Here is a 22,589-nt window from a genome sequence, read left to right on the forward strand (position 1 = left end):
ACCACTCCTTCATGTCGCTGTTTATTAGTGCATTAAAGTATTTAGTGAATAGCTTTGATTATGGGTTTCTTTACAGCTTTTATTTTAGTATCAGTGCTGTTTTATTTAAACACCATAGAATTACTATTATCTTTGTAATATTATGAAGTTTGTGTATTCAGACGCAAAAAGGCCTGTTCGGCTGTTGTCCACAGGGACAGCCGAACAGGCCTTTTGAAACGGATTATTTCATTAGTTCTTTTTTGTATTCATCAGTTTGGTGCTTCATTTCTTCCATTACTTTATCAAATCCAGCAGAAGTGAGCCTTTCATCAAATACATCAAAAGCCTCGTCCACATCTTTAATCATTCCTAAATTAATGGGATTGAAGTATTGCACAACTACCTGATTAAGATTTGAGACTTCGGTTTTTATATTTGATATATCTGGTACAAAAGCTGAATAGGCATATGGCGCTATTTGCTTTTTTGCCGCTTCCCTAAGCTGTATATATTCATCATTCCAATTTTCAGGACACTTAAGCAGGTTTTTATTTACAAACCAGAAACCTGCCAGGTCAGGAGGAAATGTGTTAGTTTCAGAGGTTACACCATCCGGGAGTGCAATCTTTCCATTTTTTATCACATAATTCTTGCCCTCAATCCCGTAATATACAAGCTGATTATATTCAGGCTCCTCCATTATCAAATCCATAGCCATCATGGTTCTTTCAGGATTCTTTGATTTGGAAACAATGGCAAAACCGTTATTAATATGAGAGTCCTGAGGGTAAGTTCCCTTTTTGCTCAGCCCAGGTATGATTTTCACTTTCCACCCCTGTTCATTCACCTTGTTAAAAATATTCTGCATATCAACTGTATTCCCATAGGCTATTGAAGATTTTCCGGATAAAAATGAATCCATACTCCTGACTTTGTTGGAGAATGCATTTTTATTTATATAACCTTTGTCATACCAGTCCTTTATTTTATAAGCCGCATTTTTATAATCATTTATAACCTCGGGATCAGTTATCTTGAACAATTTACCTTCCGGGTCGTCGGTGTCGGACACTATGCCGCTTCCGCCGCTGGTTGCAAAAAACAGGTCAAAGTAGCTTTTTGAAGTTGCAGCCAATTGATAAAAAAATGGCCTTGTAATATCTATGGCACTGTCCACACTTATAGGGATCATATCAGGTTCATTCTTTTTAATGGCTTCCAGGTAGGGCTCTATATCCAGCCACTTGTTAACTTCAGGCACATTATATTTTTGTCTCAAGTCTTCTCTAATAGCCACCTCATTCACCTTGATATCGGGAGTTGAGGTCGGTATCATAAAAAGCTTTCCTCCAATAAGCCCTTCCTTCCAGGCCTGAGGATTAGTTGCCTTATAATGGCGCGGCATATACTTCCTGACCATATCCTGTTTTATTTCCAGAAAAGCCCCTTTTGCGGCTTCCTGCCCGTAATATGCCCAGTTTCCGGTAAAAATCCAATCCAGATCTTCTCCTGATGCAAGAACAAGTGCATATTTGGATTGTAAATCACCCCAACGGATGTAATTGATCTCCATTGTAGTATTGATATCGTTTAAAAGCTTTTCATTAAGCTTTTCCAGTACATCGTTCATTCCCGGCAGCCTTTCACCTATAAGATAGCCGGTGATTTTAACTTTTGCAGACATATCTATTCCAGCTTTTGTGTTATATTGAAATGTTCCTGATGCTTCTGAATCTTTATAAAAGGTTGCAATGTCGGTATTAGGCACTTCTTCCCCACAACCGGAAAGTATAAGCAAAGATAAAATTATGGGTATTGCATAAGCACACAGGGATTTTTTCTTTCTCATAAAATTCCTCCAATGCCGGATAAAAATTATTGAAGTTAAGTACATTATAGCATGTTTACATAAAAATAAAACAAGGAGAGCGATTGTAATATTTGCTCAAATCCTTCCATGTTTACTTATACATCACATATATGTTACTATATTAATGTCTTGCAAACCTATCTTGCTTAGGAGCGATGTCCATATGCTTAAACTCATTATTGTTGATGATGAAAAGACAACAAGAGACAGCCTCGAGGCTTACATACCCTGGAAAGAGCTTGGTATTGATGTTGTCGCTACTGCTAAAAACGGTCTGGCAGCTCTTGAACTTGCCGAACAAACACCTCCGGATATAGTACTTTCTGATGTAAGAATGCCGAAAATGGATGGTATTGAACTGGCAATAAACATAAGGTCCCGTTTTCCTCAATGTAAAATAATATTTTTAAGCGGCTATTCAGATAAAGAGTATTTAAAATCCGCAATTAATCTCAAAGCTGTAAGTTATATAGAAAAGCCAATACAGATAGAAGAAATCAAGACTGTAATAAGAAAAACCGTCGCCCTTTGTAAAGAAGAAGAGCAGCAAAAGGCTCAAACCGATAAATTAAATAATCTGTTAACTGAAAATGAACCCTTTATAAGACAGGAAGTAACTCTTGAGCTTATAAAGGAAAATCCTGATGTTAGTGATTTGTCGGTAAAATATGAAAATTTATTTCAGATGCTTGATTCTGCTCACAGCTTTGTCGTTTATTCCATAGCTATAAATTGGGACTCCTCTGTTGACAATGATACCAGGATTGATTGCAGAAGAAATCTGCTGAAAATATTCTGTGACCTGATTGAACTTAATAATCTCGCAGGGTTTACCGAAGATAATCAAATGACGATAATATCAGCCAAAACACAGGATTGCAAACTTTCGGCTTTTCAAACAGCACTGAAACTTGCCGGTGAGCTCAGCAGCAATGCCAGTGGATTATTTACCTTTTCAATAGGTATCGGAACTCCTTCCCCGGATTATAAAAATCTTCAGGATTCCTATTATACTGCCTGTTCTGCTGTTCATAATCAATTTTATGATTCAGCAAAAAATATTTTTGAATACAGGGAATGGTCAGGCTCCTATTTCGAAGTGGAGAAAAGTGTATATACAGACTTCAAGACAGTTCTCAAAAAACGTGATTTTACCGGTGCTGCCGGTATTATAAAAAATATTACGGATAGAGCGGCAATTGAAATGGATAATGACATCAACAGTGTTAAAAATGTATTCTTTAATTTGTTGCTTATTATATTTGAGGTAGCCAGAGAGAATCATTTCATCAACAAGGCTCAGGACAGTGAAAAGAAATATATCTGGCAGGAAATTGATGCCACCAAGACTCTTGCATCGTTATCCAAATATGTGCATACCCACGTTGAAACCATACTTGTACAGGCAAATGACAAGGATTCGGTAAATCACAAAATACATGTAATAATGAAATATGTCCATGAACACTATGCCGAAAATAGCCTTACAATTCAAACTATCGCTGAAAATGTATATTTGAGTCAAACTTATCTGTGTGCATTTTTCAAAAAATCCACTGGTAAGACATTGAATGAATTTATAACCGAAGTAAGGATAGAGAAATCCAAAGAATTACTTAAGGACAGCAATGTCAAATTATATGAGATTGCGACAAGCATTGGTTTTACTGACGCAAATTACTTTTCCACACTCTTTAAAAAATATACAGGATATACTCCCTCTGAATTTCGGGAAAGGGTTTACTCATGATTAGAAAAATTTTTAAATTTTTTAATGATCTGGGTATCAGAATCAAACTGTTTATATGCCTTTTTTTAATGATATCCATTCCATTTTGCATATTTATAGGAATTAACTCCTATGTTTCTTCAAAAGATAGTGCAAAGCAGGCTCTGGACTCATCCCGGAAAATGCTTCAGCAAGCTAAATCCTCTTTGGAATATAAAACCATCTATATAAAAAATGCATTGGATATGCTTTCTCTTAATGACACCATCCAGGAGTTGCTTTTTACCAGCTCATCAAGTTACAGTGATGACATCGGAAGCTGGATGAATGACAGAGACAAATTTGCTAAACTTTTGTACAGTTTGCAGAGTAATCCCGATCTTTCAGCCGGCCAGGTTCAATTGTATATGAGTGACGGTCTGGCAAAAGTCTCTGAAACAGAAGAATTCCTCAATATGGACAGGGCTGCCGGCTCCAAATGGTTCAATGAAATGAAATCCACCGGCGAAGTTTATAGAAGTTTTCCATCACAGTATTTCTCCGAAACCGGAAAGGAAAAATATATTTCCTTTCTAAGGATAATCCCCCGACCCCTGGATGTAAATAATGCTGCCGGAATTATAAAAGCAGACGTACCTGAGAAAAACATCAAAGGCGTGTTGAGTCAGGCCTTGTTTTCAAAAAATACAGAAGTGATTTTGATCAACCGTAACAACGAAATAATAAGTTCTGCCGGAAATACGGATACGCCCAACTCATCGAAATATGCCAAAGCCTTGACTAATATGGATTATGGCAAGCTCCACAACCGTCTTTGGCAGACAGTCAATCTGGATAACGAGAAAATTCTGCTGGGTGTTGAATCAATCGAAAAAACAGACTGGAAACTGGTTTTAGTGGTGCCATACAAGGATATACTTGAATTGAATACCAAATCAAGAAATCAGATGATACTCATTCTTGTTATCCTGCTCCCATTGACCATACCATTGTCTTTTTGGGTGGCCGCTTCCAGCACAAAGCGTATAAGAGATCTGATCTCCCATATGAGGATGGTAGTTCACGGAAACTTTAATATCAGCATCCTGCCCAGTAACAATGATGAGATTGGAGAACTCACCCACAACTTCAACTATATGCTGACACGCATGGCAATTCTTGTGGAACAGCAGTACCAACTGGGCCAGGAAGTCAAGAGTATGGAGTTGAAAGCTTTGCAGGCGCAGATAAATCCACACTTTTTATACAACACACTGGACCTTATAAACTGGATGTCCATAAAATATAATGCTCCTAAAATAGGTGAAGTAATTACCTCACTTTCAAAGTTTTACAGATTAAGCCTGAGCAAGGGCGAGGACGTAGTTCCCATAAAGAATGAAATTGATCAGGTGAATGCATATGTTCAAATACAAAATATGAGATTTGATAATGAAATCAGTTTTGTTATAGATATACCCGAAGAGCTTTTCGAATATAAGATTTTAAAGATTACGCTCCAGCCGCTGATCGAGAACTCCATCCTTCACGGTATTTTTGAAAAGGAAAGTGAATCAGGAACAATAAAAATCGGTGGTTTGCTTAAGGATGATAAAATCTCAATTTATGTTGAAGATGATGGAGTGGGTATTCCGGAAGAAAAACTTGAAAACCTGCTGAAATGTGTTGACACGAAAGAGCTTCACGGCTACGGTGTAAGAAACATTCACGAACGACTGCAGCTCAAATATGGCAGCGAATATGGCCTGTTTTACACAAGTACTGTGGGAGCCGGTACCGTTGTTGAAGTCAGAATCCCTGCCGAAAAGCAGTAATATAACTTTACAGTTTACATTAATTACCTTTTGACTGACAGTGGTCTTTTCAGATTGGAAAGGCGTATTCTTCAATAACTCAAGAATACGCCGATTAAAAATAACAGAATCCGGTTACTTTAAAATTTCAAAATACATGGTACCTTCTTCTTTAAATAAAAATGTATTTTCTCCGCAAAGTGCTTTTTCCCGGGTACCGTCTGGATTAAGCGGATAAATTTTTACACCGTTCCGGGTTTCCAATTTACCTTCCAGGGAATCTATTGACACTGGCCCATGGCCATGATCCAACATATTACGGCCTTCTTCCAACCGGTCATACTTTACTCCAAGATTTCCGCACCACCCAAGCGCAATGAGGAGTAAATGCTCTGATTTGTCAGTATCCCTGCCGTCAAGCGCAAGGAGAGTCAGAGTCATTTTGTCATTTGCTATATCAAAGCAGTATTCTCCCAGTTCAGTCCTTCCCTTTATATTTCCCGAAACTGTTTTTACCCGGGGTGCGTTTATCCGGAAGATACCCTTTTCAAAATCAAAGGTTAACTCTCCTGTATCCGAAACAAGCTTTCCATTATTGACCAACCCCTGTCCCTCATACAACAACCCCCACTTTTTCATGGCTCTATCCAATATGTAGGAATAATTTTTATAATCTTCATCAATCCAATCACCCTGATCAAGTACTTCAAAGTTCTCTCCGGCCTTGCGATGCAAGTCCAGGAACCTGTCCAATGTCCTATATTTCTGAGCTCCGTCGGCATAAGGACTCCTGGAGTAAATCAGTCCGTGCCTTGCAGCAGTATAGTCACCGGCAGGCGTATTGCCGCTTGAAAGTACTGCGTCAGCATCTCCGGAATACTTCAAGCCTGTAAAACCTGCGGCCACTTGAGATACATAGCTTGCATACCCATATGGCGCAATCCAGTTTCGCGGTACCGCGAACAAATCCCGCTCGGAATAGCATACTTCCAGCCGGTTACGTCCCGGTTCTACCAGCTCTCGCTGGAACATGTACGAGCAAAGTCCCACCTGTCCCCATGTGGCAGGATCGTTGTACAGATTGAACGGCCCGTCCAGCTTGTAATCGTCATACTTTTCCATACTGTCGGCATGATGGTATGCATAAAGTACCATTCCGTCCCAATCCTGCAGACATGCATAGGCGGCAACCATCGGCAGTGCCTCGCTTCTGAAATCCGTGCCATAAAGAATATTCCACTCACAGGCCATAAATGGCTTACCTGCAACCCTATCATGGTTAAGCCTTGTAACCAGATTAAGTTTAAAAGGACTGTCAACAACCGTTTTCCTGGGATCATTTTCAACCATATTGATATCGTGATATACTGGCTCCCCGCTTTTTGTGGTATCCGGATGATTCCAGTATCCATTGTTCATATTGACATCGGTGTAGCGGTCCAGACTGTATATATCTGCAGCACCCTGAGCATGATTTGAGATATTTATCGGACACTTTGTACCCAGGCTGATTAGATGGTCCCTCATCTCTTTGGAAAAATCAAGCTGAATTCCTGTAAGAAACTCAGTATAGTCGGCATACCTGGCCGGTGATTTCATTCCTCTGTAGTTTGCTTTCCAATCACAATACATCTGGGTTCCCTCAAGATGAGGCAGCCTTCTGACAGTTCCCAGCTCCGGGTCTTCATCCTCAAGCAGACACCGTGTCCCGTCCTCCTTTGTCCACACAGCGTCTAAAGCTTTTCTGGAACCGTATTTAGCCAGGAGATAATGATTAAACCTCCAATCAAGCTCCTTTCTGTATGAGGGAAGTCCTGTTTCATCCCTGCCCTCGTACCAGAATATACCATCCTCATTCATCACCTGTATAATTGCTACGGCGGTATCATCAATATAACGCAGTCCCGTATATGGATTCAAATGTGTGAGATAATTCGTTGCATATTCCTTCTGAAGTTCAATCAAGCGACGGTTAAATACATTAACCTGCTTAAAATATTTCATCATATTATCAGGGTAATCAAGTCCGTCATCCGGCATAAAGCTTCTGTAACAGAATAGATCCAGCTGCAGATATATTCCCCGCTGCTTAAGACAATAAAATAGATAGTCTATCCTGTCCCAGTGTTCAGGGTCCAAATTTCTTGAATTTCCTTTTGAATAATCTATCAGAAGGTGTCCTTCCGCCCATTCCCGGGAATCCGCTGCATGGAGCCTTACAAAATTGACACCTGCCTTTGCAAGTCTCTCGGCTATTATTTCAGCGTCCTGCCTGGAAGAACACAGGTTGCCGAAGGGTATATTAAAACCATAGAAGCGTATACGTTTGTCACCCACATAAAAGTGCCCGTCCTTAATTCTGACAAACCCGTACTTTCCGGCAGGTGATTCCAGTAAAAAGCTGAAATCGAGAGCTCCACCAAACATCTTATCCTTTTTGAATAAAAACGGCTGTTTCATTGTTTGTTCCCCTTTCGACTATTATTATTCTAATCTGCTTCCAGTTGTTTAAAATGTCACCTCAAATACCGGTTGTGCCTTAATACTCAAGATTTCTGCAACAGCTTCATCATATACTTCGGATCTGGCTGCCATTGGTGAATCACTGCTTATACGGCATCCGGTTTTTAAGGGAGAAATGTATATATCAATTTCATACTCCATAAGCTCTTTTTGAAATTCCTTCAAGCCAATATTCCAGGGGTTGTTATTACAAAAATTATCATGTATGAGCTTCCCGTTAATGAATGCATACCCGATATCCCCGGAATAATCAATATTCAGCATTATATTCTTTAAACCTTCAAAACTACCTTTTGTCAAACTGAGGGAGGCCCTGTTACTGCTTATATTTTTTACACTTATGGAAATTTCTTTATGTTTATTCTCTATCTCGTATGATGTAAAGATACCCTTTTGCCTGGTCGCTTTCAACTCCAGTCCGGTTACCGGGATATCCTTATCAAAAGCCGGAAATACATCAATGCTAATCTTCCTGTTACCGGTCCAGTCCAATTTTAGAGTTTTACCGTCACATATTAATGCGGCGTTGGAAATAATCACTCTTTCACTTCCGTTTAGATTGACTTTCCAGAAATCCAGGCTTTGTTCATGGTTTAACGTAACCACTGTCAGCTTATTCCCGTCAGCTCCTATAATACTGAATGTCCTGTTCCGATCCTCATGTGCCTTTATAACAAGTCTTTCATCTTTTATTTCAGTTTGCTTTTCTGTTTTTGAGAATCCGGAAATATTGGCGGTATCAAAACAATACTCTGCCTCCATACCCTGGGGTTCAAAGAAAAAACATACCTTCTCCTGCCCGGTCTGAATTCCGGTTATCATCTGTGCAGTAGAATACTTTAAAGTTATACCTCCCAGATCAAGGTTAAAGGGCAGTATACAGCTGGTCCCTGCAGCAAGCTTAAGGCCGCCGTTTTCGGGTATTCTTAGTATTTCATCCTTAAGCCGGAGTCCTACCGATATATCTTTATGGTCTTTCATCTCCCAATGATCCTGAAAGTTGTTCATAAACAGAAAACCTGAACCATTACCTGTGCGGACGGCATATCTCAGCATTTCGTTATCCTGAGGAGTTATATCGTCCGCCCCCTGCGGAAGTATCGTCTTCATGGGACACAGCAGTTTTTCATATGAATTCAGGAAATAATGAATTCGTTTCAGTCTTTTGTAGGATTCCCCTGTCAGGCCGAATTCACCTACCGGGGCCTGGTAATCATAGGATTTCTTTGGCCAAATGTGTTCGTTTAGATAGATGCCGCCTTTTGCATCCGGATTTGTACCTCCGCAGAACATATAGTATCCTATCATATTGCAGCCGCCGGCTATTTTTATTATGGCCATTGCGTCAACGCTTTCGGGGGGTACTGTAAATCTATAGCCGTATGCCGCCTGCATACCGCCTCCCATTTCACAGCAGGCATAGGGATATTCTTCGGGATCATACTTTGGTTCATAGTTCATGCTTGGAAAATTATTGTTGTGATAATCCTGAAAAATATATTCTTCTGTGGCGGGATGTTCTTTTATATCATCAAAAAACAACCATGGCCTGTAGGCATATCCTCCCCAAAGCGCCAGAACCTCCCCTTCAGGAGCGGAGGCTTCACCCCAGCCGGTGCATGTATATATAGGTGCATCAATACCTGCTTCAATAGCAAGTTCCTTCAGTTTGAGAATATGTAAGTCCCCATCCCTTCCCGCAGGAATCCACTCATTGCTGATGCCCACTGAAAATTCCCAGGCGGCTGCCGAGTGCATATATTCATTTTCCAGCTGTACGCCTATTACAGGGCCTCCATCCTTATACATAAGGCCTGCTGCCTGTTTGCCTATCTCACCGTATAATCTTTTTACATAAAACAAATAACCCGGGTCATTTGAACGCACCTCAAAGGGGCCGCCGTACAACCAGTCGGGCAGAGCTCCGTTTCTGACTTCTCCATGTCCGAAAGGGCCTGTTCTTAAAACAACAAACATCTCATACTTTTTGCAGAGTTCCAGAAATCTTTTAATGTCTTTATCCCCGCTCCACTCAAATATACCTTTTTCTTCTTCGTGAAATATCCAGAAAATATATGTGGCAACAATATTAATTCCGCACATTTTCATTTTTATTATCCGGTCTTCCCAATCTGCCGCCGGTAAACGCGAAAAATGTATTTCACCCATAACCCCGAAAAAGGGTTTTCCGTCAAGCTCCATATAGTAATTGTTAAAACCGATTTTTTGTCCCTTCGGACCTGTCCCTCCAAGTTTGATATGTTGGGAAAATATAGGCTTGGTGTCATTTCTTATATCAATAATGTGTTCTCGCATTATCTGTCTCCTTGATTTTTTATAAAGATTTTCAGTTCAAGACTCCTATAGCTAAATTTATATCTTTTTTTCATATGATAATAAATACGGTATAATTACTAAAATCTTCGAAATATTACTGACTTTCATCCAGCTGGAATTTTCTAGTGCGTTACTCCCCACTCAGAATTAAAAGTGCCTGGACTTTCAATAAAAAGTTATATTCCCATATGCAAAAAAAGCCGCTCCTGATAATTTCTATCAGCAGCAGCCTTTTACAGTCATACATATTCAGGAATTCAATTTTTCTTATAAGTCATTTACTATTAAGACAGGCAATGGTGTTTTGGTCTATTTAACCTTCCTGAGTCTTATAACATTCCAGGAAAGCTTTTTGAGATCGGTCTTCACATTTCCATCTTCAATTGCTGCATTTCCATTTGTATTAGGAACGACGTTATTTGGATTTGATTTTGTATTAACTGCTTTTACATCACTATGTTCGAGTACAATATGTTCAATCACCTCAAATTGTCCAAATCCATTGAGTTCAATATCCAGGGTGATATTCTCCTCCATATTCCTGTTAACGGCAAATACGGTTATTTCATTTTTATCATCACCGATAACAGCTGCAGCATCAATATATGGAACGTCTGTAAAATCCTTTGTATCGTGAAGCGGTGATTTTACTGCCGGGTTCAATACGGTTCCTCTTCCGAATACCGATGCATGAAGGTATGGATAGTATATAGTCTGTTTCCATGCAGCCCCGTTGTTTTCCGTCATAATTGGGGCAATAACGTTAACAAGCTGTGCAAGGCATGCCATTTTTACTCTGTCTGCGTTCTTAAGCAGAGTTATCAGCATGCTTCCCACCAGCAACGCGTCCTCGAAATTATACTCGTCTTCCAGCTGGTGAGGAGCGACCGACCATCTTTCAACCTTTTTGTCGGCTTCATTTGAGTGGAACCAGACATTCCATTCATCAAAGGAGAGGTTGATCTTTTTCTTGCTGCGCTTCTTGGCCTTTACATAATCACAGGTTGATATTACCGACTTGATAAATGCATCCATATCCATGGATCTGGCAAGGAAGTTAGCCGTGTCATTGTCCCGGTTGCCGTAATACGTATGAAGAGAGACATAGTCAACATGTTCATATGTATGCTCCAGTACGGTGGCTTCCCATTGTGCAAATGTTGGCATTGCACTGTTTGAACTTCCGCAGGCAACCAATTCAATGGTGGGATCGACCCACTTCATGACCTTGGCCGTCTCACAAGCCAATCTGCCGTATTCGTCAGCAGTTTTTGCACATATCTGCCAGGGGCCGTCCATTTCATTTCCAAGGCACCAGGTTTTTATATTGTGAGGTTGAGCGTATCCGTGCGCTTTTCTGAGGTCGCTCCAGTATGTTCCGCCGGGATGATTGCAGTATTCCAGCAGGTTCCTTGCCGCGTCGGCTCCTCTTGTTCCAAGGTTTACAGCCATCATTACTTCAGTACCTGCTTCTTTCGCCCAGGTAAAGAATTCATTTGTTCCCACTTCATTGGTCTCTGTTGTCATCCAGGCAAGTTCGGTACGTTTTGGCCTTTTGTCAACCGGACCTACTCCGTCTTCCCAGTTGTAGCCGGATACAAAGTTTCCTCCTGGATATCTTACAATAGGTACCTGCAGCTCTTTTATCATTGCTGCCACATCCTGACGGAAACCGTATTTATCTGCGGTGGGATGTCCGGGTTCATATATCCCTCCGTAAACAGCTCTTCCCAGATGTTCTATAAAGGAGCCGTAAATTCTTTTGTCAACCTCACCGATTACATAATCCTTATTCAGTATCATCTTAGCCTTACTCATATTAAATCCTCCCCGTCAGATTAATAAATTTATTAATTAAATAACCACAATATTAATAACTATATGATATCTCTGTATCTTTACCATGTCAATAGCAAACCCAAAAAAGCCGGTACAATTCACCCCGCACCCGGTATACTGCAAATTTCAAAAATAAAAATAACCATGTATATTCTATGTATATTTAATATCAGTATTTACAAAAGGCAGAAGGTAATTTATACTTGTATTAATTCTTGCATTGGAGGATTAAGCTTTAATGAAAACAGATATCTCTGAGAAATGGCTGCCGGTTTATGAAGCTCTAAGCAGTGATGTGCGAATCAAAATAATTAACCTGCTGGCTCAAAATCCATTAAACATAAAACAACTGGCCCAGCAATTGGAGCTGAGCAGTGCTATTGTAACAATGCATGTCAAAAAACTTGAAAAGGCTGAAATTATCCGCTGTGAGCGCAAAAGCGTCAATGGGTCGGTACAGAAGCTCTGTTACCTGGACATTGATACAATAGAAATAATTTTTCCAAGCAAGCAGTCAAAGGCCCGCAATTTTCACGAATTTTCCATGCCCATCGGGCATTACTCGGACTTCAGCGTAACCCCAACCTGCGGAATTGCCACTCCCGAAAAGGTTATCGGACAGTTTGACGACCCCAGGTACTTTTGGGATCCTGAAAGAGTCAATGCCGGTATATTGTGGTTTACCGAAGGATATGTCGAATACAAGGTCCCGAATTTTCTCCTATCGGCTCAACAGCCTGAAGAGCTGGAGATATCAATGGAACTCGGTTCTGAGGCACCGGGTGTAAATAACAACTGGCCCTCCGATATAACTTTCTTCCTTAATGAACAAAAGCTCGGCCACTGGACCAGCCCGGGTGACTTTGGATACAGCCGCGGAAAGTTCACCCCTGAATGGTGGAGCCTTAACGTGGGGCAATACGGACTTTATAAGGCAATAAGGATAACCCAGGAAGGAACTTATATTGATGGAATACAGGTTTCTGATGTCTCTCTCTCCTCTCTGGATATCCGTCAGAAATACTGGTCCTTTAAAATAGCTGTTCTCCCCGATGCGGTAAATGCAGGCGGTGTAACCCTGTTTGGAAAGGGTTTCGGCAATTACAGCAGGGATATTATTTTTAAGCTGTTCTTCAAGTAAAATTATTTTCTCAGCAATTAAAGGCTTTTAAATAAGTATTTCATAAGTTTTTCGTAATTAAAATTTACATGGTAAATAAAACAAACTGTTGCTTTTTTAATCAATATGTATTAATATATTATGTGCACCGTTAATATATGTGTGCCATATGTGCGCCCGTAGCTCAATTGGATAGAGCGTTTGGCTACGGACCAAAAGGTTGTGGATTCGATCTCTGCCGGGCGCGCCAAATGTTTGATTAAAGCCGGTAAGCTTTTAAAGCTTGCCGGCTTTAATTTTTTATTTGCCCCCAGAGGCAAAAGGTCAAATTATTAGTTTATATTGGTATAGAATACATATCAATATTATGATATAATATTGATATGGAAAACAGGAGGTGGAACACATGCCATCTATAAGACCAAGTTCCGACTTGAGGAACAATTACAACGAAATATCGCAATTCTGCCACCAGTACGGTGAACCTGTCTATATTACAAAAAATGGGCAAGGAGATTTGGCAGTAATGAGCATCGAAACCTATGAGCGTCTCGTAGGCAAATTTGAATTATATAAATTGCTCGATGAAGGTATGGACGCTATGGCTGAAAAAAAAGTAAGGCCCTTTCGTACAGTATTGGCAGACATACAGGAAGAGTTGAACAATGAATAATTATCATATTGATATTACTGAACCGGCAGAAAATGATTTGCGTGAAATAGGCCATTATATTTCAAGAGAACTTTTAGAGCCAGCCATAGCTAATAAGGTAGTTGAAAAAATTGGAGATGCAATATTAACTTTGGAGGAACTGCCTCTAAGAAATTCATTGGTAACTGATGAGAAACTATCCAAACGTGGTATCCGTAAGTTGTTGATAGATAACTACATTGTGTTTTATGTGGTTTCAGAACAACTAAGAACAGTGATCATTATCAGGATACTTTATAGCAGAAGAGACTGGCTGAATTTAATATGATCTTTAGGTTTGCTTCCGGGAACTGTTCAAGTGCCCTTATTTCAGCGCCATTCCCGTATATACACCTGCCAGGAAAATAGTGACGATCAGGATGAAATGCATTATAAACCATCCAATCTTACCAAAGCTTAATGCATCTTTTGTCAGGGGCTTTCTTTTGTCGGGCGGGATAATAAGCCCTCCTACCCACTCAAAAACCAGCAGGTATATCCACCACCAGGTATAGGAATCCCAGACATCCCATCCCGACATGTATTTGATCAGCTGGGTCCGGCTTTCGGCAAGGACCTCACCAAGCATACCGATATGGACCATAACCCAGTAAAAAAATATCTTCCTGTGCCATTCTGCGGGACTGTAGCGGACTCCAAGTAAAACATAGAAGGGAAATACAGTTAAAATAACCGTAAAAGGTATTTTTGATATTGCGGGGAAAAGTCTATAAGGAAATTCATATAAATTGAGGCCGATAAAAATATAACATAATATTACACCCACTGCGGAGCTTATTAAAAATAAAAGACCATAACTTTTCCAATCGATTTTTATTAATAAGTACAGCAGTATCAGGGTTATTATTAAGGCTGCTATGGTTATATAAGTTTCAATATTCCACCCTATATTCATTTCCATTCCTTTATTTCCGTCGTCTTTTAGTCCTACACATATTATTTGTTTGAAATACTGAGAATATTCCATAATACAAATGACCTCTTCAAACTCCTTTATGATTATTGACTTTTAAATTCCAAAATTATATTATTAGCTGAAAAGCACGGAACTGAACTTCCCATATTGAGACAGGTTTGTCCAGGAGGTTGTAGAAATGGTAAGCATACAAACCGGGCGGCTGATCATACGGAATTTTTTTGCCGAGGATTGGAAAGCTCTGCAGGACATAATAGTTGATAAGGAAGCATCTGAGTTTGCAATTTATGACTACCAATTTCCCACATCAGAGCAGGAAATACAGGAAATTATCAGGTGGTTTGCAGACGGCAGCAATTATCTGGCCGTTTATGAAACAGTCAACCGCAGGATTATCGGCTTTGTTTCTCTGAATGGTACCGCTCCTGGCGAAACGGACATGGGATTTTGCATTTATTCTCCCTTCCAGCGCAAGGGATATGCCACAGAGGCCTGTACGGCAGTTATTGGCTATGCTTTTTCGGTATTGGGGCTGGAAAGGATTACAAGCGGTACTGCCAACAAGAATTACCCTTCATACAATTTGTTGAACAAACTTGGTTTTAAAAAGACTCATGAGGGAATTGCCTCCTTTAGAAAAACTCCTGACGGAACCCCTATTGATTTTACCGGTTCATTATTTCTTCTGGAAAAAAGGGATTGGCTTATTAAATATCCCTCCCCTGAATTATTTCCCTGGCAAAAACCTTAGGTGATATTCCATATTCCCTTTTAAAAGTTCTGATAAAATTTGAATAATCGCCAAACCCGCATACCAGACTGACTTCACTTACCTTAACGTTCTCCTTCAGCAGCATTCTTGCCATTATGAGTCTTTTTTTCTGGATAAATCTATGGATGGTAAACCCGGTATATTTCTTGAACTCCCTTAATAAATGATATTTGCTGATGTAAAATTGGGCAGAAATATTTTCAAGGGATAATTGGCTGTCCAGGTTTGCGTTAATGTATTTTATGATATTGCTGATTTTCTGGTTATATTCTATATCCACTTCTATTTCTTCGTCCTTGGTGTACAAATATGCCTTGTTCAGATACACTACAAGCTCATTTACATATGCATATTTTAGAACCTCACTGCCAAATCCGCTGTTATAATAGGCTTTTTCAAGTTTTTGAACAATTGTTTTAAGATACGCCAAAGTCTCGGTGTCCGGTCTCAGCAGATTATACTTTTTCTTTGCAGAGGACTCAAAACACATGGTCAGATCGGTGCTGTCAGTATTCAGATTTATTATATAGTCCGGCTTGATCCATATGACTATCCTTTCGTAGTCCTCACCGCTCTCAATGATTGTTCTGTGCAGTTCCCTGTTGTTGATCAGAATTATATCCCCGGGCTTCAGTTTATAAGATTTACCCTCAATGACGTATGTCACTTTTCCCGAAATGTAGAAGAAAATTTCATAGAAGTCATGATTATGATACTCTATATTCGGAGGCAGCTCCTCTTTGGTATGAAAGAACTCAAAGTCATTTTTAACCATGTACTGTCTCGGCGTAAACTTATGTTCCATTCTAATCCCCCATTTAATTTAATTAATGCTGACAGACCCTGCCATAAAAGGGCTTAACAAAGCAGCTCAGGTTATAGAGCAACTTTTGCATCAAAACCAGCAATATATGATATGTTTATGGCAAATCGGAAGTATTATAATTGTATTATGAACTGAATTACTGAAGAATTCAAGTTTTACCGGATCGGCAAATTCACAGTAAATTTATAAGGGGGCCCGACATGAAAGAATTTATGAATGAAGACTTTTTATTGGACAATCCAACAGCCGTTAAACTATATCACGAATATGCTGAAGGAATGCCCATTTTTGATTATCACTGCCACTTAAGTCCCAAAGAAATAGCAGAGAATAAGAAATACCGTAATATTACCGAGCTTTGGCTTGGGGGCGATCATTACAAATGGAGAGCCATAAGAAGCAATGGGGTGGAAGAAAAGTATGTAACCGGGGACGGAGATGATAAGGAGAAGTTTCTGAAGTGGGCCGAAACAATGCCCAACTGCATCGGCAATCCGCTTTACCACTGGACCCATTTGGAATTAAGACGTTACTTCGGGATAAATGAACTTCTATCTCCCGCAACTGCCGAAAGTATTTGGGAGCGCTGCAATGCCATGCTTCAGCAGGACGGATTTACTGCAAGAAATCTGATAAAACGTTCTAATGTTAAAGTTGTTTGTACCACTGATGATCCTGTTGACTCACTTGAATATCATAAGGCAATTGCCGAAGATAAAACATTTGATATTAAAGTGCTCCCCGCCTTCCGTCCTGATAAGGGTATCAATATCGATAAGGAAGGTTTTATTCCCTGGCTTCTAAAGCTGGAAAAAGTAACAGGTTCCAAAATAGCAAGTTTCCAGGATTTAAAAGCTGCCTTTGTATCAAGGCTGGAATTTTTCCATCAGGCCGGCTGCAGAATATCAGACCACGGTCTGGATCCCCTGGTATTCCGGAAAGGTACTGAGGAAGAAGCCTCCATAATCCTGCAAAAAGCATTGTCAGGCAAAGCATTGACACAGAGTGAAATTGAAGTATATAAAACCCAGGTACTTGTTTTCCTTGGAAAGCAGTACGCAAGACTTGACTGGGTAATGCAGCTTCATATGGGAGTTCTGCGTAACAACAATACAAGATTGATGAAGGAGTTGGGCCCGGATACAGGTTTTGATTCCATTGGAGACTGGAGCTTTGCCTCATCTCTGTCAGCATTGCTGGATACATTGGATCAGACCGATGAGCTTCCTAAAACAATTTTATACCACTTGAATCCAAGGGAGAACGAAATTCTCGGAACAATAACGGGCTGCTTCCAGAGCGGCAAAATCCCCGGAAAGATGCAGTATGGCTCAGCCTGGTGGTTCAATGATCAGAAGGACGGGATGGAAAAACAGATGATAGCGCTGGCCAACCTGGGTTTACTCAGCAGATTTGTCGGTATGCTCACAGATTCCAGAAGCTTTTTATCCTACACAAGGCATGAGTACTTCAGAAGAATCCTCTGCAACATACTCGGCAATTGGGTTGAAAAAGGCGAGATTCCCAATGATATGGCACTTTTGGGACAAATGGTCAGGGATATCAGCTATAACAATGCCGCCAGCTATTTCGGAATAGAGGCCTGATGCAGCAGAAGCACCTTCCTACAGTTAGCTATACCGCAGTACCAGCCAGTTTATTTGTAAGCTATTACATAAGGTATATTTCAGTACGCGAGCGTAAAACAAAACAATGTGGACGCATGGTATAAGCACCACCCTGGCAATCAGCTATACCTCAGTACCAACCAGTTTATTTGTAAGCTATTACTCAGGTATATTTTAGGTATATTTCAGTACGTGAGCGTAAAACAAAACAATGTGGACGCATGGTTAAAAAAAATATTAGGGGAAGCCGTTTGGATGGCTTCCCCTAATATTTTTTGGGTGCGACACATTGTTTTGTTTTGCGTGGAAGTACTGAAATATACCTACTTATCTATCCAGCTTGCAAATAAACTTGCTGTTACAAGGTCACCCCGTTTTTAAATATGGCAATCTCCCTATATCCGTTTTCTTCATTCCTGGTACTTATTTCACCTGACGCAAGCCTGATTATATATTGGAAAAGCTCTGCGGTCACTTCAGCCATTGAGCTGCCGTTGAGTATCCTTCCGGCGTCAAAATCGATCCAGTTCTTCTTTTTTTCTGAAAGTGCAGTATTTGTGGATATTTTGACGGTGGGCACCGGAGCCCCCAGAGGAGTTCCTCTTCCGGTAGTAAACAGTATTATTTGCGCTCCTGCCGCCATCAGGGTAGTTACTGCAACAATATCGTTGCCCGGACCCTGGAGCAGGTTCAAGCCCGGCTCTCTGACCTGGTCCCCGTAATTCAGTACACTGGTTACATTTGCAGTGCCGCCCTTTTGGGTACAGCCCAGTGATTTTTCCTCAAGGGTGGTTATTCCTCCCTTTTTATTGCCGGGGGACGGGTTATCGTAGATAACCTGGTCGTGCTTGATGTAATATTCCTTAAAATCGTTTATAAGACTGACTGTGCCGTTAAAAACACTTTCATTGACACACCTGTTCATAAGCAAGGTTTCGGCACCAAACATTTCAGGTACTTCTGTCAGTATGGTAGTACCTCCCTGGCTCAGAAGCTTGTCGGAAAACATTCCCACAAGCGGATTTGCGGTTATTCCTGAAAATGCATCGGAACCTCCGCATTTTAAGCCGACTGTCAGCTTTGACACAGGCTGCAGAGTCCTTCTGAAGCTGCCGGCATATTGGGCCAGTTCTTCAATCAGTTTCAAGCCCTCCTCGATTTCGTCCCCGGCTTCCTGGGTTACAAGGAACTTCACCCTGTTGCTGTCATACTGGTCCAATACCTTCTTAAACACATCCACATTGTTATTTTCACAGCCCAGACCCAGCACCAGTACTCCCCCTGCGTTGGGGTGTCTCACCATACCGGCAAGGATTTTCTGTGTATTTTCCTGATCCTCACCCATTTGTGAACAGCCGTAGGGATGGGGAAATGCATACACTCCGTCAACAATTCCCTTATACATGTCATTTGCCTTTGCGGCAAGCATATCAGAGGTTTTATTTACACAGCCCACTGTATTTACGATCCATATCTCATTTCTGATGCCGACCTTGCCGTCCTGTCTTTCATAGCCCCAAAAGCTTTCAGCCGCTGTGCCGGCGCCGGTACTTGAAAGCTCCGGCATATAGGAATACTCCAGAAGCTCTCCCAGATTGGTGGTCAGATTATGGGTGTGGACATGCTGTCCTGCCTGTATGGGCATGGTTGCATGACCTATGGGATAACCATACTTTATTACGTTTTCTCCCTCGGGAATGTCGGCTACAGCTATCTTATGCCCGGCCGGAACAGCCTGGGCCGCCAATATTACCAGCCCGTCAAGCTCAACAGTTCCGCCCTTTTCAACATCCTGCAGCAAAACGGCTACATTATCCTTTGTATGAATTTTTAAAGCATTTAACTGGCTCATTCTACCTCTCCGATCTTCAAATAGGTGACTGCTCCTCCATCCTACAACAGTTTTTTTATTGCGGCTTCAATGCCGTTTGCCGTTATGGAGTAAACCTGTTCTGCAACCTTCTCCGGCAATCCGGGTACTTTGTTCAAATCACTGCCCCACCAGTCTGACTTCGAGAGTATACGGGCCACTATGGCATCAACTTCCTTCCCGTTGCCGTTAAAGTTCTCCCAACAGTCCCTGAAGGTTTCGAGAATGTGCATATCGTCACAGATTTTATATTCCTCACCTTTTCTTTCACCCGAAAGGTAATTATCCTTTATCTCTTTTCCTTTATAAAAGGCTATAAGGCTTGCCAGAGAAAATGTAAGTATTTCAGGCAGTTTACCTTTTCTTTCGATGTATTCCAGCAGTGACGGCAGTACCCGTGCCTTGAATTTTGATACCGAATTAAGTGAAATACTCAAAAGATAATGCTTGATAAATGGGTTTGAAAACCTTTCAAGAACGTCATGAGCGAACTTGACCAATTCTTCCTCTTTCAGATCCAATGTTGGAATTATCTCGTCGAATATCCCCTTCTTCATATAAGTACTGATAAGCTTGTCATCCATACATTCCTTAACGGTGTCCAGACCATACAGGTATGCGGCCAGAACTGTCATTGTATGAGCACCGTTGAGGATTCTTACCTTCCGGTCTCTATACGGTTTCATATTATCCGTCCATACAACGTTGAGCCCCGCTTTGGCAAAAGGAATCTCTTCGGACAGTTTACTGTCGCCCTCTATAACCCACAGGTGGAATATTTCTCCGGTGTCAAGCAAACCGTCCCTGTAACCCAATTCTTCTTCCAGAGTCGGGACCTCTTCTCTGGGATAGCCGGTTACTATTCTGTCCACCAGTGTATTCAGGAAGTGATTTGCTTCCCTTACCCATTTTATGAAAGCCTCTCCCAGGCTCCATTCCTCCGCAAGCTGCAATACGATCCTCTTCAGATTGTCACCATTCCTGTCAATGAGTTCGCAGGGGATTATGATCAGTCCTTTTTCCGGGTTTCCGCCAAAAGCTTTGAACCTCCTGTAAAGAAGTGCCGTAAGCTTGCCGGGATAGGATACCGGAGGTTCTTGCTGCAAGCTGTCCTCAGGATTATAGGAGATTCCCGCTTCGGTAGTGTTTGATATTATAAATCGCAGCTCGTCGCTTTCAGCTATTTTCATGTATTCAGCATAATGTGCATATAAATCTATCCCCCGGCTGATGGCGGTTATGACCTCCCTGCTGTCCACTATCCTGCCGTTCTGGACACCTCTGAGTATAAGGGTATAAGCTCCTCCCTGATCGTTTATTTTATCTACCAGGCCGCTTTTGATAGGCTGAACCACAACAACATTGCCCTCAAAAAGCCCTTTTGAGTTTAAGGTATTGATCATCCAGTCCACAAAGCCTCTTAAAAAGTTGCCCTCCCCAAATTGAAGCACCTTTTCGCGATATTTTTCCGTTGGGCCCGCCGGTATATTTATAAGAGCTTTGCCTTTTTCCTCAATAAGTTTTCTGCTTAGATTCTCCATATATGCCTCCTCAAAAATAAACTGTTTTTGTTTATAAGCCTATTTTATTAAAAATAATTGCTTATTTCTTGGCGTATATTGCAAAAATATATGCAGAAATTGCTGAAATGCCGACTTTTAAAATTTCGCAGGACTGCGCTGGCCAGTTGGAATAAAGCGGTACGTTTTGGATATAACAGACACTATTTAACCGAACCCTTCCTGTAGCTCAAGGGGGAATAGCCTGCTATCTGCCTGAATACCCTGTTGAATTGGGACACACTTCCGAAACCGGACTTTTCGGCAATTTCAATAACCTTAAACTTTTTATTCAGCAGGAGCTCCTGGGCTGCCCTTATCCTCACGGTATTAATGTACTCCAAAAGAGTAAACCCCGTTGTTTCCTTGAAAATCCTGCTCAAATAGTAGGGGCTGATAAAAAACAGCCTGGCTATCCCCGGTATGGACAATTCTTCTGAGTAATGTTCATTGATATACTTTACAATTCCTGAAACCTTTTCATGTCTGGGGCTGCTCGAAAGAAATACATTGGCATCCGTCTGCCGGATATATCTGCCTATATACACCAGCAGTTTCATCAGCAAGCCCTGCAGACATATTTCAAAGCACTCTTCCTGCGCTTCTGTCTCCTGAAACATTTCGTAAAATATTCTTTCAACTTCCTGCCTCTCCTTCAATGACAGTTCCATAACGCAGTAGCTTTTGCCCTTAAGCAGGTTCAGAATCCTGTCGGTGGATTTGTTTGCAGTCTCAATGAACGGTTTCCTAAAATATATCAGCAGCCTTTCATGATCCGGTTTTTCAGCATCGGTGGTTTTATGGAGCTCCCCTTCCTTTATCAAAACCAGGTGGCCCTTTTTTATATGGAAAACCTTATCTTTTACAAAATAATATCTCTCACCTGCTCTGAGGTAATATATTTCATATTTGTCGTGAAAATGCCTTGAAGGCATGGAAAAATATCCCTTAACCCTTGAACTCGATATTGAAAAATTGTCATCTTCACTTGTAAAACTCCGTATATTCATAAAACCCTCCGTCCCTATCTCAAGTCTCTCATAGCTCTGCCGGTCATAACCATGCCTTCATGATCCTCATTACCGTTTTTAACTATCATTTTTATTACTGCTC

At 40.9% G+C, this 22,589-nt stretch carries 16 protein-coding genes and 1 tRNA gene; 8 read left to right on the forward strand and 9 right to left on the reverse strand.

The genetic code is table 11. From position 1 onward, the window contains the following. Positions 1-223: 223 nt before the first annotated feature. Positions 224-1,831, reverse strand: a complete 1,608-nt coding sequence (locus CTER_RS05955; protein ID WP_004624457.1) for a DUF3502 domain-containing protein — start codon at positions 1,829-1,831, stop codon at positions 224-226. A gap of 184 nt (positions 1,832-2,015) precedes the next feature. Between CTER_RS05955 and CTER_RS05960 the strand changes: the two genes are divergently transcribed. Together CTER_RS05960 and CTER_RS05965 are read left to right on the forward strand one after the other, a co-directional pair. Continuing rightward, on the forward strand, positions 2,016-3,602 hold the full coding sequence (locus CTER_RS05960; protein ID WP_004624415.1) for a response regulator transcription factor: 1,587 nt from the start codon (positions 2,016-2,018) through the stop codon (positions 3,600-3,602). Continuing rightward, complete coding sequence (locus tag CTER_RS05965; RefSeq protein WP_004624393.1) at positions 3,599-5,395, forward strand: sensor histidine kinase; 1,797 nt, start codon at positions 3,599-3,601, stop codon at positions 5,393-5,395. Before CTER_RS05960 ends, CTER_RS05965 begins: the two co-directional genes overlap by 4 nt. A 114-nt stretch (positions 5,396-5,509) precedes the next feature. Here the strand turns inward: CTER_RS05965 and CTER_RS05970 are convergent, their stop codons facing one another. The 3 genes from CTER_RS05970 to arfA all read right to left on the reverse strand — a co-directional run bounded on the left by CTER_RS05970 (position 5,510) and on the right by arfA (position 12,052). Continuing rightward, positions 5,510-7,834 (reverse strand): hypothetical protein, encoded by a 2,325-nt coding sequence (locus CTER_RS05970; RefSeq protein WP_004624400.1) that lies wholly within the window; start codon positions 7,832-7,834, stop codon positions 5,510-5,512. A gap of 48 nt (positions 7,835-7,882) precedes the next feature. Further along, positions 7,883-10,213 (reverse strand): beta-galactosidase, encoded by a 2,331-nt coding sequence (locus CTER_RS05975; protein ID WP_004624336.1) that lies wholly within the window; start codon positions 10,211-10,213, stop codon positions 7,883-7,885. A gap of 330 nt (positions 10,214-10,543) precedes the next feature. Next, positions 10,544-12,052, reverse strand: coding sequence for an arabinosylfuranosidase ArfA (gene arfA / locus CTER_RS05980; protein WP_004624399.1), 1,509 nt, complete (start codon positions 12,050-12,052; stop codon positions 10,544-10,546). A gap of 259 nt (positions 12,053-12,311) precedes the next feature. Between arfA and CTER_RS05985 the strand changes: the two genes are divergently transcribed. The 4 genes from CTER_RS05985 (at position 12,312) to CTER_RS06000 (ending at position 14,173) form a co-directional block, all read left to right on the forward strand. Further along, complete coding sequence (locus CTER_RS05985; protein ID WP_004624318.1) at positions 12,312-13,214, forward strand: ArsR/SmtB family transcription factor; 903 nt, start codon at positions 12,312-12,314, stop codon at positions 13,212-13,214. A 152-nt stretch (positions 13,215-13,366) separates the two neighbouring features. Beyond that, positions 13,367-13,443: transfer RNA gene (locus CTER_RS05990), tRNA-Arg, on the forward strand. A gap of 156 nt (positions 13,444-13,599) precedes the next feature. After that, positions 13,600-13,866 carry a type II toxin-antitoxin system Phd/YefM family antitoxin gene (locus CTER_RS05995; RefSeq protein ID WP_004624406.1) on the forward strand — a complete coding sequence of 89 codons (267 nt, stop codon included), beginning with the start codon at positions 13,600-13,602 and terminating at the stop codon, positions 13,864-13,866. After that, positions 13,859-14,173, forward strand: a complete 315-nt coding sequence (locus CTER_RS06000) for a type II toxin-antitoxin system RelE/ParE family toxin (protein ID WP_004624412.1) — start codon at positions 13,859-13,861, stop codon at positions 14,171-14,173. The genes CTER_RS05995 and CTER_RS06000 overlap by 8 nt, the downstream gene beginning before the upstream one ends. A 36-nt stretch (positions 14,174-14,209) precedes the next feature. Here CTER_RS06000 and CTER_RS06005 read toward each other — a convergent pair whose 3' ends face one another. Beyond that, positions 14,210-14,872: a CBO0543 family protein gene (locus tag CTER_RS06005; protein ID WP_004624337.1), complete on the reverse strand. Its 663-nt coding sequence runs from the start codon at positions 14,870-14,872 to the stop codon at positions 14,210-14,212. A gap of 127 nt (positions 14,873-14,999) precedes the next feature. On the opposite strand from CTER_RS06005, the gene CTER_RS26790 reads away from it, so the two are divergent. After that, positions 15,000-15,572, forward strand: a complete 573-nt coding sequence (locus CTER_RS26790; RefSeq protein ID WP_004624386.1) for a GNAT family N-acetyltransferase — start codon at positions 15,000-15,002, stop codon at positions 15,570-15,572. On the opposite strand, the gene CTER_RS06015 is transcribed toward CTER_RS26790, so the two are convergent. Next, a complete protein-coding gene (locus tag CTER_RS06015) occupies positions 15,529-16,398 on the reverse strand; it encodes an AraC family transcriptional regulator (protein WP_004624392.1) in 870 nt (289 codons plus the stop codon). The genes CTER_RS26790 and CTER_RS06015 overlap by 44 nt on opposite strands. A 221-nt stretch (positions 16,399-16,619) precedes the next feature. Between CTER_RS06015 and uxaC the strand changes: the two genes are divergently transcribed. After that, the gene (gene uxaC, locus CTER_RS06020; protein WP_004624373.1) at positions 16,620-18,026 is read left to right on the forward strand and encodes a glucuronate isomerase; all 1,407 of its coding nucleotides are present in this window, start codon (positions 16,620-16,622) and stop codon (positions 18,024-18,026) included. A 379-nt stretch (positions 18,027-18,405) separates the two neighbouring features. Here uxaC and CTER_RS06025 read toward each other — a convergent pair whose 3' ends face one another. From CTER_RS06025 to CTER_RS06035, 3 genes are all read right to left on the reverse strand, one after another. After that, positions 18,406-19,899 (reverse strand): UxaA family hydrolase, encoded by a 1,494-nt coding sequence (locus CTER_RS06025; protein ID WP_004624433.1) that lies wholly within the window; start codon positions 19,897-19,899, stop codon positions 18,406-18,408. Positions 19,900-19,940: 41 nt separating this feature from the next. Further along, positions 19,941-21,458, reverse strand: coding sequence for a tagaturonate reductase (locus tag CTER_RS06030; protein WP_004624480.1), 1,518 nt, complete (start codon positions 21,456-21,458; stop codon positions 19,941-19,943). 182 nt (positions 21,459-21,640) lie between these two features. Continuing rightward, positions 21,641-22,486 carry a helix-turn-helix domain-containing protein gene (locus CTER_RS06035; protein WP_004624368.1) on the reverse strand — a complete coding sequence of 282 codons (846 nt, stop codon included), beginning with the start codon at positions 22,484-22,486 and terminating at the stop codon, positions 21,641-21,643. Positions 22,487-22,589: the final 103 nt, after the last annotated feature.

This window comes from Ruminiclostridium cellobioparum subsp. termitidis CT1112, assembly GCF_000350485.1.
GTDB classification, from domain to species: Bacteria; Bacillota; Clostridia; order Acetivibrionales; family DSM-1351; genus Ruminiclostridium; species Ruminiclostridium termitidis.

Bases quoted from the DNA above. Each gene is read 5' to 3' on its own strand.
- CTER_RS05955 (WP_004624457.1), bottom strand. From the start codon at position 1,831: ATGAGAAAGAAAAAATCCCTGTGTGCTTATGCAATACCCATAATTTTA.
- CTER_RS05960 (WP_004624415.1), top strand. From the start codon at position 2,016: ATGCTTAAACTCATTATTGTTGATGATGAAAAGACAACAAGAGACAGC.
- CTER_RS05965 (WP_004624393.1), top strand. From the start codon at position 3,599: ATGATTAGAAAAATTTTTAAATTTTTTAATGATCTGGGTATCAGAATC.
- CTER_RS05970 (WP_004624400.1), bottom strand. From the start codon at position 7,834: ATGAAACAGCCGTTTTTATTCAAAAAGGATAAGATGTTTGGTGGAGCT.
- CTER_RS05975 (WP_004624336.1), bottom strand. From the start codon at position 10,213: ATGCGAGAACACATTATTGATATAAGAAATGACACCAAGCCTATATTT.
- arfA (WP_004624399.1), bottom strand. From the start codon at position 12,052: ATGAGTAAGGCTAAGATGATACTGAATAAGGATTATGTAATCGGTGAG.
- CTER_RS05985 (WP_004624318.1), top strand. From the start codon at position 12,312: ATGAAAACAGATATCTCTGAGAAATGGCTGCCGGTTTATGAAGCTCTA.
- CTER_RS05995 (WP_004624406.1), top strand. From the start codon at position 13,600: ATGCCATCTATAAGACCAAGTTCCGACTTGAGGAACAATTACAACGAA.
- CTER_RS06000 (WP_004624412.1), top strand. From the start codon at position 13,859: ATGAATAATTATCATATTGATATTACTGAACCGGCAGAAAATGATTTG.
- CTER_RS06005 (WP_004624337.1), bottom strand. From the start codon at position 14,872: ATGGAATATTCTCAGTATTTCAAACAAATAATATGTGTAGGACTAAAA.
- CTER_RS26790 (WP_004624386.1), top strand. From the start codon at position 15,000: ATGGTAAGCATACAAACCGGGCGGCTGATCATACGGAATTTTTTTGCC.
- CTER_RS06015 (WP_004624392.1), bottom strand. From the start codon at position 16,398: ATGGAACATAAGTTTACGCCGAGACAGTACATGGTTAAAAATGACTTT.
- uxaC (WP_004624373.1), top strand. From the start codon at position 16,620: ATGAAAGAATTTATGAATGAAGACTTTTTATTGGACAATCCAACAGCC.
- CTER_RS06025 (WP_004624433.1), bottom strand. From the start codon at position 19,899: ATGAGCCAGTTAAATGCTTTAAAAATTCATACAAAGGATAATGTAGCC.
- CTER_RS06030 (WP_004624480.1), bottom strand. From the start codon at position 21,458: ATGGAGAATCTAAGCAGAAAACTTATTGAGGAAAAAGGCAAAGCTCTT.
- CTER_RS06035 (WP_004624368.1), bottom strand. From the start codon at position 22,486: ATGAATATACGGAGTTTTACAAGTGAAGATGACAATTTTTCAATATCG.